We start from the raw sequence: 15,175 nt of genomic DNA on the forward strand, positions 1-15,175 counted from the left end.
GGTTGGGGAGGATATCATTTCATTACTGATGAGACGTCCTGGTTCATAGTTCTAGGCAACCCATTCATCAAACCCTTATTATGGAAGCATTTCAATTAAGTGTGTTTCTTCCATCTATAACGGATGTGTAAAGCGGAACTTGTCTAACGATTTTATGTCTCCACAGACGAATGAAGACTATCTTGCCTTACTCAGGCAAGGGGTGGAGGTATGGAATGCGTGGAAAGCGCACCACCCGGATATCCGACCCAATCTCAGCTTTGCTACGGGTAAGGGCGTTGCCATCCAAGGGGCGAAACTCAGTGGCGTTGATTTGAGTCGGGCAAATCTAAGTCAGGCAGATTTGAGTAAAGCGGATCTGATTGGCGCAAACCTGAGTGAAGCCTATTTGAGTGAGGCATATTTAAGTGAGGCGGATTTGATCGGTGCAAACCTCACGGCGGCAGATCTGAGAAATGCTGACTTAATTAGTGCCAATCTCATTGGTGCGAACCTGAATAATATCTATCTGAGTGGTGCTGATTTGACGAAAGCCAACCTCAGTGGTGCTGATTTAGTGGGGGCAAAACTGATTGGCGCTAAACTGAGTGGAACCAATCTCAGTGGGGCGAATCTTAGTGGGGCGAATCTCAGTGGTGCCCACCTTGTCGGTGCAAACCTCAGGGGAACGAATCTCAGTGGTGCTAATTGTAGTCAAGCCAATCTGCGGGGTGTTAACTTACAACGCTGCAAAGCCTTCAACACCGATTTTCACCAAGCCATATTCACCGCCGCCTGTCTGGAAGACTGGCACATCAATAGCGGGACAAATTTAGCTGAGGTAATTTGTGAGTATGTTTACTTACAAACAAATCAACACGAACGCCGTCCCCATCAGGGAACATTTACCCCGGGAGAATTCACGCGGGTGTTTCAAGTTCCCTTAGAGACGGTTAATTTAATTTTCCGCAATGGTATTGATTGGCAAGCATTCTTTGCCACCTTTCACGCCTGTAAAGCCCAGGATGGGAGTAACATCCTCACGATTCAATCCTTAGAAAATCGCCCTGATGGGGTATTAACCATCCGGATTGCCATTCCTATCGATGCCGATCGGTTGGAGATTGAGCATTTCCTTAATCGTGAGTACGATGCCCAACTTGAGGTGATTGATAAAGACTATCGTTATCAGTTACAGGTGAAATATGAGCAAGTGGCTACCTATCGTCAGCAGAGTGCCAACTTAACTGAGATTCTACAACGGTTGGCTGAGAAAACTGTGAATCCCGGTCAAACGATTAATGTAGAAGCAAGACGGTTAGTTGAACCTCTAATCCCTCACCAGTCCGAACCGGGAAAGTCCGTGGAAAATTGTCCCTCTGGAAATTCTGCGATCGCACCCCCCTATACCCTAGAACAAAAGCAACAACTGACCGATACCGCAACCAAAATTCAAAAGTTACTCCAACAGCTCGATCAAACCTATCCCACAAATACGCCTCTGGAAAAACAAAGGGTGGTTATCGAGGTGCTAGAGAGGATTGAGAACAATCCGATATTGAAAGCTTCAGTCGTTGAAGGCTTAAAAGGCGTGCAGACTGAGGTATTAAAAGAATTGATTGATCATCCTTTAGTCAATGTACTGCTGGCAGCGTTAGAAGAGTATCAGAAGATACAGTAAGCGGTCATGCATTGAAATTGGGTATTAGTAGCGAGCCAATGTTTGGCTGTCAGTTAGGGCTGAGGCAGTTAAAGTCGTTTTCTATTAGCTTTGCGATCGCATCCCTCCCCAAAATCCCCAAACCGTATCTCCTATCGACTTTTACGGGGATTGGCATTTATGATCAATGCAGGATCACAAGCTGGTTTAAACAATGCCGCGATCGCTCCAAGTTCACTCTCACTCTGTTTCCCGCGTTAAATCGTCCCTCTTGCGGAATGGCTTTCCCAGTCAGAAGCTTTTGGCTGAAGCCTTGAGTATCTCCCAATCCACCGTGAGCAACTTCCTCAACGGCAAACCCGTGGATTATATCAATTTCGTGGAACTGTGCGCCGCATTAGGGCAGGAATGGCGAGATATCGCTGATTTGGAGACTCCATCTCCCGCTTTGGAGGTACGGGAAATCAGAGCAAAAGTGCTGATGAGTGGATACCCGCCCCATTTTAATCTGACACAAACAATACAACAGGCAATTTGTCAAGCGGGTCATGACGTTTTTTTGGCGCAGCAAAATACTGCCCTGGATAACTACTTAAAGCTATCCGATTACTTGCTGCTGCTATTATCCCAAACCACCGCCGTTAGCGAAATGGTACTCGAACAAGTTCGGCTGGCTAAGACGTTACACCATATCACGCCCCAAAAACCCGCAATTTTGCCGATTTTAGTGGACGTTTGTCAGAATGGAAATGGTATCAGTACCCCCTTACCTTTTGATTTACTCGGCTATCTCCAAGGCACTCAACCCTGGCACTGGCGTTGTCATGATGATCCGACGATTCTCGCCTCAGAAGTTCTCCAGGTTCTCAGCCAAGGGCGTACCGCTTTGCCAACGGATCATCAATTGGCGATTTCTTGGAGTAAACTGACTCCCCAAACACAGAAAAATACATCACTTCATGCGCCTCTCCCTGTCGCTGCACCAGAATTACCCGAAGGGCAAGTCGATCTTGACTCTACCTTTTACATTAATCGCCCGCCCATTGAATCAGTTTGTTATGAAACCATAACTCGACCGGGGGCATTAATCCGAATCAAAGCCCCCCGACAAATGGGAAAAACCTCTTTGATGGCGCGAATTCTGCGTCATGCTGAACAGCAGGGTTCTCAAACCGTAGCCTTAAGTTTACAACTGGCAAATCAGCGGATATTGGCAAATTCCCATACATTCTTAGAATGGTTTTGTGCCAGTGTCAGTTTAGCCTTGGGGCGACTCGATCCCGAACAACTGGCAAAATATGCCCAGTTAGCGGATATGATTGGCAGCAATCAAAGCTGTAAAGCCTATTTTGAACAGTATTTACTTCCCCATATTTCCACCTCATTGACATTAGGATTAGATGAAGTGGATCGCCTCTTTGCCTCTCCGGAAATTGCTGATGACTTTTTCGGGTTATTACGGGCATTGCATGAGGAGGCGAAACGGCGCGAGATTTGGCAGAAATTTCGGTTAGTAGTGGTACATTCCACAGAAGTATATGTTCCCTTGGATATGAATAAATCGCCCTTTAATGTAGGATTACCGATTGAATTGCCAGAGTTTAATCAACAACAGGTGATGGAATTAGCCAGACGCCATGGATTAGAATGGTCGATTGAAACGGTAGATTCTCTGGTTACCTTAGTTGGTGGACATCCTTATTTGGTGAGACTGGCACTTTATCATATTGCCCGTCAGGATATGACATTAGAGGACATCCAGCAAACCGCGCCCACGGAAGCAGGAATTTATAGTGATCATTTGCGCCGCCATTTGTGGAATTTGCAAACCCATCCGGAATTATTGGACGCGATGAAAGCCATAGTAATGGCATCGACGCCAGTCCGTTTACCCTCGCAACAGGCGTTTAAATTAAACAGTATGGGACTGGTAAAACTCTTTGGTAATGATTGCACGCCTCGGTGTCAATTGTACCAGAAATATTTTCGCGATCGCTTGGCGTAAGTGTGGGGAACAGGTGATTCTATTCGCCAACCGAACTTTTCAGGGCATATAAATGTTGACTCTTGGCAACGTTTTTCGGGTATGGTGTGTGAGTCTGTAGGGGCGGGTTTCACTACTATCTTTTCAATTGCACTAATGTACTGCTGGAGTTCCATGATTAATGGTTGAGGGGGAAATGTCGAGAAGTAGATAGACACAGCTTAAAACCTTACCAGCATTGATTTTCTCGCCTGTAGTTGACACATAAGACCGACGTGCGCCCGATTTAACCACAATGACGTAAATCCCCCTGCCTCCAATCGTCATAAATTCCTCATTTTTTCCCGATAAGATGAGGTAATGGATAAGGGTGGCTCATTTTCACCAGTCCACGACTAACCAAATTCTGAGGAAGGGCAATCCATGTCAAAAACCACATTAGCCAAAAATCAACTTCGCAAATGCCCAACCGGGATCAAAGGATTAGACGAAATTACTGATGGCGGATTGCCGTTAGGACGAACAACTCTGATTTGTGGAACAGCCGGGTGTGGAAAGACGTTAATGGGGATAGAGTTTCTAGTACGGGGTATCCTGGACTACTCAGAATCGGGTGTGTTCATGGCGTTTGAAGAAACGGCGGCAGAATTGACCCAAAATGTCGCGTCTTTGGGTTGGGATTTGGACGAATTGACGGCAACAGAAAAACTCTCGATTGATTATGTTTATATTGACCCGCAGGAGATTGAAGAAACTGGGGACTATGATTTAGAAGCTTTATTTATTCGCCTCGGTAGTGCCATTGATGCCATCGGTGCCAAGCGAGTTGTCCTGGATACTGTTGAAGTGCTGTTTTCTGGCTTGTCCAATACCGCGATTGTCCGGGCAGAGTTGCGGCGGTTATTTCGCTGGTTGAAAACGAAAGGGGTTACGGCAATTGTCACCGGGGAAAAAGGGGAGAACTCTCTGACTCGTTATGGCATCGAAGAGTATGTTTCTGATTGCGTGATTCGCCTCGATCACCGTCTCTACGAAGATATTTCAACCCGTAAGTTGCAAATTGTCAAGTACCGGGGGTCTAGTCACGGGACAAATGACTATCCCTTTCTGATTAATTCAGACGGGATTACTGTATTGCCGATTACATCCGTGGGATTAGATCATACCGTAACCCACGAACGGATATCGAGTGGGATTGAACGCCTCGACACTATGCTGGGAGGGGAGGGATATTTTCGTGGTAGCAGTATTCTGATCACAGGTACAGCGGGAACGGGGAAAACGACGTTGGCGGCACATTTTGCTGAAGCCACCTGTCGGCGGGGTGAACGCTGTCTCTATTTTGCCTTTGAAGAAGCCCCGCAGCAAATTATCCGCAATATGCAATCGGTTGGCATTAATTTACCGGAATTTGTCAACCAAGGCTTGTTACGGTATCAGGCGAGACGTCCGACGGCTTATGGCTTAGAAATGCACCTGGTACAAATCCACAGTTTAATTCAAGAGTTTCAGCCCACGGTTGTGATTATTGACCCGATGAGTAATCTGACTATGGGCGGTACTCTATTACAGGCAAAAGCCTTTCTCTTCCGTCTGATTGATCTGCTAAAGTCCCAACAAATTACGGTGTTTTTGACGAATTTAATCCAAGGGGGGATGCCTGTTGAGCAGACTGAGATCGGCGTTTCCTCGTTAATGGATACCTGGCTGGAGGTGCGTTTTGTGGAGAGTAATGGCGAACGCAATCGTGTATTTTTTATCCTCAAATCTCGTGGGATGGAACACTCCAATCAGGTGCGGGAATTGAAATTAACCAAGCAGGGAGTCGAGTTAGTCGATGTCTATTTGGGAGAAGGGATGGTGCTGACGGGTACGGCGCGAAGGATTCAAGAGGAAAAAGAAAAAGCCGTGAATTTGACTCGAAAACAGGAATTTGAGCGCAAGCGCCGTGATTTTGCCCGCCAGAAAGCGATTATCCAATCCCAAATCACCGCCTTACAAGCACAGCTAGAACGGGAAGAGGAAGATATTGAACAGATGATGCAACAGGAGCAATCACACCAAGATAATCTACAGCAAAACCGAGTCGCGATCGCGCAGCTTCGTCAGGCTGATTTAATTCAAGGCAATGAGTAGACGTCTGTGTTTAATCTCTCAAGTATCAACTACCCAGTGTTTTTAATTATGGAAACTCTACAAGAAATTGGCAATCAGGCATCAGGATTTTGGCAATTGCGCCTCTATGTAGCAGGGCAAACCCCGAAATCAATTAAAGCATTTGCTAATTTAAAAAAAATTTGTGAGGAACACCTGAATGGTCAATATCATATCGAAGTGATTGATCTACTCGAAAATCCTCAACTTGCTAAAGGAGACAAGATTGTGGCGATTCCGACATTGGTGCGGAAACTGCCGCCGCCACTCAAACAAATTATTGGCGATTTATCCAATACTGAAAAAGTTTTGGTAGGACTCGATTTGCGTCGAGAAGCAGAACAAATTTAGATGGCATAGTGTTCATTGACTTCATCAAAACAATAGGATAAAATAATGGAAGAGAAAAACATAAAAAATTCGACAAAAGCCTTTGAAAAAGCGCTGATTCAAAGCAAGCCAACGCATTACTTTCTCCACTTGTATATTTCTGGAACAACGTTAAAATCGATCCGTGCCATTGAAATTATCAAAGGTATCTGTGAAGACTATCTTCCCGAACGATACACTTTGGAGGTTATCGATATTTATCAACAACCGGAATTGGTTAAGCAAGCACAGATTTTTGCCACACCCACCCTAATTAAAACACTGCCCCTGCCATTACAACGGATTATTGGCGATATGTCCCAGACAGAAAAAATTATGGTGGGGCTAGATATTGTACCGAAAAATGATTAGCTATAAATTACGTTGAAATCGATGGCAAAAAAAACACGGGAGGAATTAGAACAAGAACTTCAATACTTACGCGATCGCCTGAGTGTCGCGGAAGAAACATTGCAGGCAATTCGCCAGGGTGAGGTGGATGCATTAGTCGTATCAGGACCCGCAGGTGACCAGATTTTTACCTTACAGAGTGCCGATGAACCTTATCGACTCTTTGTGGAACAAATGCAAGAAGGGGCAGCTACGGTGACATCTGATGGAATGCTGCTGTATTGTAATCACCGTTTAGCCGATCTTTTGCAAAGAAATTTAGAAACGGTTATTGGCTCTAACTTTAAACAATACCTTAACCCGGTCGAAGTCCCCTTCTTCCAATCCCTATTGCAGAAAGATGAAGCCGGATATAGTCACAGGGAATTCTACCTCATTGCCAGTGATCAGACAGAGATTCCTGTGGAGCTATCGGTCAGTCCATTGATGATGGAGGGGATCAAAGTTAATTGTTTAATTGTAACGGATTTAACTGAAAATAAACGACAAAAAAAATTAGTTGCCGCTGAAAAGCTGGCGCGTTCTATTTTCGAGCAAGTGGCTGACGCGATTGTCGTCTGTGATCAAAGGGGAACTATTATCCGCACCAGTATGGCTACCCAGGAACTTTGTGGCAAAAATTCCATACTTCAGCCATTTGATCAGATTTTTCCGCTGATGTTTGGCTCATCTACTATTCGGGAAGATAATTATACAATGTCCTCACCATCCCCAACCTCAGGACATCCCTTTTCCATTGCCACAATTCTGAATGGGGAAATCTTCCAAGGGGTTGAAGTCGTTTTTGGGCGAGAGGATGGGCAACAATTCCATCTACTCCTGAGTGGGCGGGCGTTGTTGAACTCCAAAAACCAGATCCAAGGGTGTGTGGTGACGCTGACGAATATTACCGCTCGTAAACAGTCAGAACAAGCGCTGCAAGAGAGTCAGGAACGCTTTCGTCGTGCCGTCCTCTATTCACCTATACCGATTATGCTCCATGCTGAAGATGGCGAAGTTTTGCAGATTAACCAAGCTTGGACAGAACTCACGGGTTACACCCATCAAGACATTCGCGCGATCGCAGATTGGACCCAAAAAGCCTACGGTACTCGCCAAGCGTTGGTTCTGGCAAGGATTGATCAGTTATATCAACTCAATCAACCCATTGGCGAAGGCGAATATACCATTATCACTCGTAATGGCTCCACTCGCATCTGGGATTTCTATTCCGCCCCCTTGGGTAAGCTGAGTGATGGGCGGCGCATGGTGATTAGCACCGCCCTAGATGTGACGCTTCGCAAGCAAGCTGAACTCGCTCTGCAACAGGCAAAAGCCACCCTAGAAGTTCGGGTAACAGAACGTACAGAAGCGCTGCAACAGGAACTGCAAATTCGTCACCAAGCCGAACAGGAACTTCGGGCGTCCCAGGCTCGATTTGCGGGCATTCTGGAAATTGCCAGTGATGGGATTATTTCTGTTGATGCTAACCAACGGATTATCTTATTTAATCAAGGGGCGGAAAAGATGTTTGGCTATAGGGTGAGTGAAGTGTTGGATCAACCCCTAGATTTACTGTTACCCAATCGCTACACCCTTGCTCACCACCAACATATTAAAACCTTCAGCCATTCTCAGGGAAAAGCAAGGCGTATGGGAGAACGCCAAGCTATTTTTGGTCGCCGCAAAGACGGCACAGAATTTCCAGCGGAAGCCTCTATTTCTAAGTTAATTCTGGATAATCAGGTCATGTTCACCGCGTTTGTGCAGGACATTACCGAACGCCAACAAATTGAGGAAAAACTCCAGCAAAGTGAAACCCGACTCAAAACCATCATTACTGCTACCTGCGACGGAATCATGATCGTTGATCGCCAGGGTCAGGTTTGTTTTGCCAACCCCGCCGCCGCCCAGCTTTTTGATATGACCCCAGACGCATTACTGAACTATCAGTGGGGAATGCCTTTAGGAGAAACCACAGAAATCAAGTTGATTCAATCGAGTGGGATAGAGCGAACGGCAGAAATGAAGGCAACTCCGATTCAATGGTTCTCAAAATCGGCTTATGTGATTGCCTTACGAGATATTACTAAACGCAAACAGGCAGAGTTATCCCTACAACAGGCGAAAGCCGACGCCGAAGCCGCGAATCAGGCAAAAAGTATGTTCTTGGCGAATATGAGCCATGAATTGCGTACTCCTCTGAATATTATTTTGGGGTTTACCCAGGTGATGAGTCGTGATCCAGCGATTACGCCAGAGGAACAAGAAAATTTAGACATTATTAATAAGAGTGGCAATCATTTACTCTGTTTGATTAACGATGTCCTGGATTTATCGAAAATCGAAGCCGGATGTATTAGCGTAGAAGAGAGCCGTTTTGACCTAATTGCTTTGATGCGATCGCTCCAAGAGATGTTTCAACACAAAGCACGGGCTAAAGGGTTGCAGCTTCACTTAAATATTGCGGCTGATGTTCCTCACTATATTCAGGCAGATAGCAACAAATTGCGCCAAGTTCTGATTAATCTGCTCAGTAATGCGATTAAATTCACGCCACAGGGTAGTATTACGTTATGGGTAGCACCTGTGCAGGCAGAAGGCTTTTTAAAGGCAGAAGGCAAAGGGCAGAGGGCAGAAGGAAATGATAACGGTTCAGACGCAGAGGAGATGAGAACCCCCCCATCTTCCCCATCTTCCCCATCTTTCCATCTCCGTTTCGAGATTTCCGACACAGGCGTGGGAATTGCGCCAACGGAATTAGGGAGTATATTTGATGCTTTTATCCAAACTAACGCTGGGAAAGTGGCAAATGAAGGGACGGGTTTAGGGTTAGCAATTAGCCGTAAGTTTGTCCAATTAATGGGTGGTGGTATTCAGGTGAGTAGTCAACTAAATCAAGGTAGCACGTTCAGCTTTGAGATTCCGGTTCACTTGGCTGATGCATCCGATATGGAACTTGTTCATACTCACCGCCGAGTTATTGGATTAGTTCCCGATCAACCCTCCTACCGGATTATTGTTGCTGATGATAAACCCGAAAACCGCCAAATTTTGGTTAAGCTGTTAACCTTTCCTGGGTTAGAGGTGCGCTCGGCGGAAAATGGACAGGAAGCCCTGACATTGTGGCAACAGTGGCAACCCCATCTGATTTGGATGGATATGCGGATGCCGATTATGGATGGCTATCAGGCGACGCAACAGATTCGTTGCCAATCAGACAGTCAAACCCCAATTATTATCGCGTTAACGGCTTACGCTTCCCATAGCGATCGCGCCTCGGCACTACAAGCGGGTTGTAATGATTATGTTACCAAACCTTTTCAAGTGGAAACGTTGTTTGCCAAAATGGAAGAGTATTTAGGAGTGCGCTATGTTTATGCAGCTGATCAGCCACAATTATCCAGAACGACTCAGCCAGAGACATCGGTTCAGGGAAATCAGTTAACTCCTGAACGTTTATCGGTGATGCCCCTATCCTGGATTGAAATGCTTTCTGAAGTGGCACAGCTTTGTGATGATGAAGAAATTTTCTCGCTTATTGAACAAATTCCGCCAGAGGAAACGCTTCTAATCACGACTCTAAGCCATCTTGCTCACAATTTCCAGTTTGATCCAATTATTCAGCTAGCTCAAGCTGTGATTAATTCAGATAAGTAGTTCCGTTATTTCTGACAAGGGCGGGTTTTGTTTTTCATTTATCGGTGGGGAGGGCGGGTTTTGTTTTTCCGTTATCGGTGAGGAGGGCGGGTTTTGTTTTTCCGTTATCGGTGAGGAGGGCGGGTTTTGTTTTTCCGTTATCGGTGAGGAGGGCGGGTTTTGTTTTTCATTTATCGGTGAGGAGGGCGGGTTTTGTTTTTCCGTTATCGGTGAGGAGGGCGGGTTTTGTTTTTTCGTTATCGGTGAGGAGGGCGGGTTTTGTTTTTTCGTTATCGGTGAGGAGGGCGGGTTTTGTTTTTTCGTTATCGGCGACTAGCTGAATTGATTCCCTAAACCCGCCCCTACAATTGTCCCTAAACCCGCCCCTACAATTGTCCCTAAACCTGGCTCTACAATAGAGTTATTACTTATGACGGAGGAGGGCAGCGATGTTAGATGTTAAAGCGAATATCTTAATTGTAGATGACCATCCTGATAATCTGCGATCGCTGGCTGCCATCCTCAGCAGTGCTGGGTATAAAGTGAGAAAAGCCATTAGTGGCAAGATGGCGTTAGAAACCATTCGTTCCTACCCGCCAGACTTAATTCTCCTCGACATCAAAATGCCGCAAATGGATGGCTATACCGTTTGCTCAACTCTAAAAGCCAACGCCGCTACTCAAAGGATTCCCATTATCTTTTTGAGTGCTTTAGATGACGTAACGGATAAAGTGAAAGCCTTTACCGTAGGTGGTTCAGATTATATTGTCAAACCCTTTCAGGCGCAAGAGGTATTAATCCGCGTTAAAAATAACCTGATGCTCGCCCATCAACGCCAAGAACTTCTCGCCCAAAAGAAGCAACTTCAAGACCAAAATGCCCAATTACATCTTTTACTGACGCTGACTCACCGGATTAGCCAAACCGATGATTTTCAGTCTGCCTTAACCATCACATTAACGAAAATTTGTCAAACTATCCATTGGGATTTTGCCGAAGCGTGGATTCCTAATCCTAAAGAAACTCTCCTGGATTGTAGTCGGGGATGGTATAGTCGCGATCCCACCTTTAAATTATTTAGATATCATCGACAAACTACTACGTTTGCGCCGAATATTGGACTACCGGGGCGAGTTTGGGTATCAAAAAAGCCGGAATGGATCACCGAGATTTCGGCAGAATCGGCTTGCTGTTATCTTTGTGCTGAAGGGGGGTTAAATCTTGACCTGAACACGGGTGTCGGTGTACCGATTCTGTTTCGCGATCGCGTCTTAGCCATTTTAGTCTTTTTCAAACAAGCCAGGAGTGAATCCGAACCGAGATTAATCGACTTTATCCAGCTAATCGCGGCTCAGTTAGGCACATTGATGCAGCGGATTAAAGTCGAAACCGCTTTATTTGAAGCCAATCAGAAACTCAAATATTTAGTGACTATTGATGGTTTAACCGGAATCGCCAATCGCCGCAAATTTGACCAATATATTCATCGAGAATGGCAACGACTATTCCGAGAGCAACTTCCCCTTTCCTTAATTTTAGGAGATATTGATTTTTTTAAGCGTTATAACGATACCTATGGACATCAAGCCGGCGATGATTGTCTGCGAAACGTAGCCACTAAAATCCGCCTCTTAGTTAAACGTCCCGCCGATTTAGTCGCCCGATATGGCGGTGAAGAATTTGCCGTCATTTTACCCAATACCGATGCCAAAGGCGCGATTCATGTTGCCGAAACTATCCGCCAAGGCGTGGAAAATCTCAAGATTCCCCATGGCGGTTCAGAGAGCAGTAAATATGTCACCTTAAGTTTAGGCGTGTCTAGCCTCATCCCTAATCCTTTAGTAAACATAGAAGCGTTAATTAATCAAGCAGATCAGGCACTGTATCGAGCTAAAGCAGGAGGCAGAAATCAGACGGTAGGGGAATACTCAATTCCCGTAAATTTATACTGCACTATTTAAAATTCAATCGACGAGAGCAGAGGGTGGTTATGGTAAACAAGCAAACGAGTGTTTTAATCGTAGATGACAATATAGATAATCTGCGCTCCTTGGCGGCAATTCTTAGGTTAGAGGGTTATAAAGTTAGAAAAGCTATTAGTGGACAGGTAGCATTAGAAACGGTTCGTTCTCACCAGCCGGACTTAATTCTCCTCGACATTAAAATGCCACAGATGGATGGCTATACTGTTTGCTCGATTCTTAAACAAGACACCACCACTGGTTCAATTCCCATCATATTTTTAAGTGCCTTAAATGAAACGGCTGATAAACTAAAAGCTTTTGCCGTTGGCGGTGTGGACTACATTACTAAACCCTTTCAAGCCCCAGAAGTCGTGGCGCGAGTCGAGAATCAATTGCGCCTCCAGAGACTTTATCAACAACTCGTTGAGCAAAATGCACAGCTAATTCAAGAAATTCAGATTCGCCAGCAAACTGAAGCCGCTTTGCATCAAGCTGTTGAGCAAGCTGAAGCCGCAAACCGTGCCAAAAGTGTGTTTCTAGCTAACATGAGTCATGAACTCCGTTCTCCTCTCACAGGCATTTTGGGTTACGCTCAACTGCTGCAAAAAAATACAGATTGCACGCCTTTACAACACAAGGGGCTTAGTGTTATTTATCAGTGCGGTAGTCATCTGCTTACGCTGATTAACGATATCTTAGACCTATCTAAAATCGAAGCTCAAAAACTGGAAATATTCCCCGATTATATTGATTTTTGTTTATTTTTAAATCATCTGGCTGAACTCTTCAAGTTCAAAGCTCAAGAGAAAAAACTTAAATTTGCTTATTTCCCCCTAACTTCACTTCCCCCAGAGATATATGTTGATGAAAAACGTCTACGCCAAGTTTTAATTAATCTGCTTTCTAATGCAATTAAGTTTACTCATCAAGGTAGTGTCACTTTAAAAGTGAGTGTCAGGAGTTACAGTTGTGAACTGAATGACCATAAAGTAACTTCATCAAGGCAAACGGATAAAGTACAAAAAACTCTTGCCAATATCCGCTTTGAAATTGAAGATACAGGGATAGGAATTACTCCAGAAAAATGGGAGAAAATTTTCTTACCTTTCGAGCAAGTGATGGAGGCTTCGCATAGCCCAGAAGGAACGGGGTTAGGGCTAACCATTAGCCAAAAAATCCTGGCTCTGATGGGAAGTAAAATTTTTCTGGAAAGTTGTCCCAACCTAGGAAGCAAATTTTGGTTTGATTTAGATGTATTAACGAACTTACCCACGTCATATTTTACTATGATTAATGATAGTCAGAGCCAAACTCTATCTCAGGAACTTGGGGATGAGTCGCATCAAATCATCAACACTTTATCCCCAGAACCTGACGTGGTAGTCCCGCCGCTAGCAGAACTACTACTGCTGTATGAAGCGGCTCAAATGGGTGACGTTCAAAATGTGCAGCAGCAAATTTCGCGACTCCACCAATTAAATGCTGACTATCTTGCCTTTGTTACCCAGGTGTTGGAACTCGCGGATAACTTTGATTATGAGGAGATTCTGAAATTAATTGATCAGTATTATGATTATGGCGGAAAAATGACTACCTGCTAGGGCGATTGAAATCGCACCGGGTCTTCCGTACTTAAATTCCTCTGAGTCCTTATGTCAAGCCTAATTGAGATGCTCTTACCCTGCCAGCCTCAACCTCTCACAAAAGACCAAGGACAAATGAAAAAGGACGAATGATCAACACTTACTGCACTAATTCTAATTCCTTTAAAGCCCTCTCCAACGCCGCTGTTTCAAAATTGAGTGTCAGCGCCCCGTGAAAATTTGGTTTTACGGTAATGTCATCTATCGTATAAACATTGACAAAGCCAAATTGTCTCGCTTTAATATTACTCTTGCGCGGAATCACATCCACATATTTTTTCAGATAACCATTACTGACATTGACCGCCACATCAATCCGATGATAGTTCCCAACATTGACAAAGCCAAACATCTTGACATCGACTTGCGATTCTTCTTCATTCAGCTTCTCTTGTAAGGTAAATGCCCCAGTTTCCACCAATTCTTCCAGTTGATCTAGATCCGCCAAGTTTTTCTTATAGACTGCTAATAACTGAGCAATTTTGGCATCGTCCTGATTCTCAAGGACGAGTTCGAGATTCACACCCAATTTTTCTTCTTTTACCGTTCCCTTAAGGAACGCGATCGCGTTATTTTTGAGTCCCGTTTTATCCGGATTATTCCCTTGAGCATCTCGGTGGGTTTGTTTGCCGTCATCCAGTAAGTTAAATTTAACAAAAAGTTGATCAATTCCTAAGATTTGCTTTTGAATCGCTACCAATAGGGTGGAACGAAGGTTAGACCGTAATTCGCCAATCGGATCAACTAACCACCATACCTTGCGAATGGGCGAAAATCGGGGTAAATGTTTGCCACTACGCCAGTAGTATTTTAACGTCTGGTAAGGTAGATAGCGATCCAAAACTGCCATCTGCCAGTAGGGAATTTGGATCAACAGTTTTCCTGATTCAAAGGTGACTTGATAGCGTAGATTAGATTCGACTTGAATCTCAACGTCATAAAGATTAAAAATACTGGTACGCTGACCCAATACCCCGATGTGAAAATCTCGGAGAAAATAGACAACGGCATCAAGTTGCTGTAAGATTTGTTTTTTGATGGGATTAAGTGGCAAGTTATCACCGAGTTTTAAGGAAACGTGATAGGCTTCCTCTAGAGAACGGACTTGGCTTGACGGAATCTGTCTGCGGTTCAATGATTCACTAACTGCCTGGTTTTGATGGTGTAAAGCATCAGCGGTGTGGCTGGTAAACTGGTCGAGAAATGTGGTATGGGCGGGGTTATTTGGGGAGAAAGGTTTGGTCATGATGCAAGAGCTGTCAACAATGGTGTTATGATTCGTGTTGCTCAAGATTGAGTTTAGCGTAGTCGCTCGGCACAGCTACAATTGTCGGATAGATTTTACGGTGAAATGGGCGCACGGCGTCAAACCCCTCTCCCCCAGCCCCTCTTC

General features: G+C 44.8%; 10 protein-coding genes. 8 read left to right on the plus strand and 2 right to left on the minus strand.

Annotated features, from left to right (window positions below; genetic code table 11):
* Positions 1 to 154 precede the first annotated feature (154 nt).
* Both RIB93_RS01795 and RIB93_RS01800 read left to right on the plus strand, forming a co-directional pair.
* Positions 155 to 1,660 (plus strand): pentapeptide repeat-containing protein, encoded by a 1,506-nt coding sequence (locus RIB93_RS01795; RefSeq protein WP_446369718.1) that lies wholly within the window; start codon positions 155 to 157, stop codon positions 1,658 to 1,660.
* 193 nt (positions 1,661 to 1,853) lie between these two features.
* Positions 1,854 to 3,644 (plus strand): AAA-like domain-containing protein, encoded by a 1,791-nt coding sequence (locus tag RIB93_RS01800; protein ID WP_446369720.1) that lies wholly within the window; start codon positions 1,854 to 1,856, stop codon positions 3,642 to 3,644.
* Positions 3,645 to 3,776: 132 nt separating this feature from the next.
* Here the strand turns inward: RIB93_RS01800 and RIB93_RS01805 are convergent, their stop codons facing one another.
* Positions 3,777 to 3,950: a hypothetical protein gene (locus RIB93_RS01805; protein WP_446369722.1), complete on the minus strand. Its 174-nt coding sequence runs from the start codon at positions 3,948 to 3,950 to the stop codon at positions 3,777 to 3,779.
* Between the two features lie 96 nt (positions 3,951 to 4,046).
* On the opposite strand from RIB93_RS01805, the gene kaiC reads away from it, so the two are divergent.
* From kaiC to RIB93_RS01835, 6 genes are all read left to right on the plus strand, one after another.
* Positions 4,047 to 5,759, plus strand: a complete 1,713-nt coding sequence (gene kaiC / locus RIB93_RS01810) for a circadian clock protein KaiC (RefSeq protein ID WP_446369724.1) — start codon at positions 4,047 to 4,049, stop codon at positions 5,757 to 5,759.
* A gap of 48 nt (positions 5,760 to 5,807) precedes the next feature.
* Positions 5,808 to 6,128, plus strand: a complete 321-nt coding sequence (gene kaiB / locus RIB93_RS01815; RefSeq protein ID WP_446369726.1) for a circadian clock protein KaiB — start codon at positions 5,808 to 5,810, stop codon at positions 6,126 to 6,128.
* A 45-nt stretch (positions 6,129 to 6,173) separates the two neighbouring features.
* Positions 6,174 to 6,518, plus strand: a complete 345-nt coding sequence (locus RIB93_RS01820; RefSeq protein WP_446369728.1) for a circadian clock KaiB family protein — start codon at positions 6,174 to 6,176, stop codon at positions 6,516 to 6,518.
* A gap of 21 nt (positions 6,519 to 6,539) precedes the next feature.
* Positions 6,540 to 10,196: a PAS domain S-box protein gene (locus RIB93_RS01825; protein WP_446369730.1), complete on the plus strand. Its 3,657-nt coding sequence runs from the start codon at positions 6,540 to 6,542 to the stop codon at positions 10,194 to 10,196.
* Between the two features lie 428 nt (positions 10,197 to 10,624).
* Positions 10,625 to 12,136, plus strand: a complete 1,512-nt coding sequence (locus RIB93_RS01830; protein ID WP_446369732.1) for a diguanylate cyclase domain-containing protein — start codon at positions 10,625 to 10,627, stop codon at positions 12,134 to 12,136.
* A 29-nt stretch (positions 12,137 to 12,165) separates the two neighbouring features.
* Positions 12,166 to 13,740: an ATP-binding response regulator gene (locus RIB93_RS01835; protein ID WP_446369734.1), complete on the plus strand. Its 1,575-nt coding sequence runs from the start codon at positions 12,166 to 12,168 to the stop codon at positions 13,738 to 13,740.
* Between the two features lie 142 nt (positions 13,741 to 13,882).
* Here the strand turns inward: RIB93_RS01835 and RIB93_RS01840 are convergent, their stop codons facing one another.
* On the minus strand, positions 13,883 to 15,028 hold the full coding sequence (locus RIB93_RS01840; RefSeq protein WP_446369736.1) for a hypothetical protein: 1,146 nt from the start codon (positions 15,026 to 15,028) through the stop codon (positions 13,883 to 13,885).
* Positions 15,029 to 15,175: the final 147 nt, after the last annotated feature.

Source organism: Coleofasciculus sp. D1-CHI-01, from assembly GCF_040218875.1.
In the GTDB taxonomy this organism is placed as follows: Bacteria; Cyanobacteriota; Cyanobacteriia; order Cyanobacteriales; family Coleofasciculaceae; genus Coleofasciculus.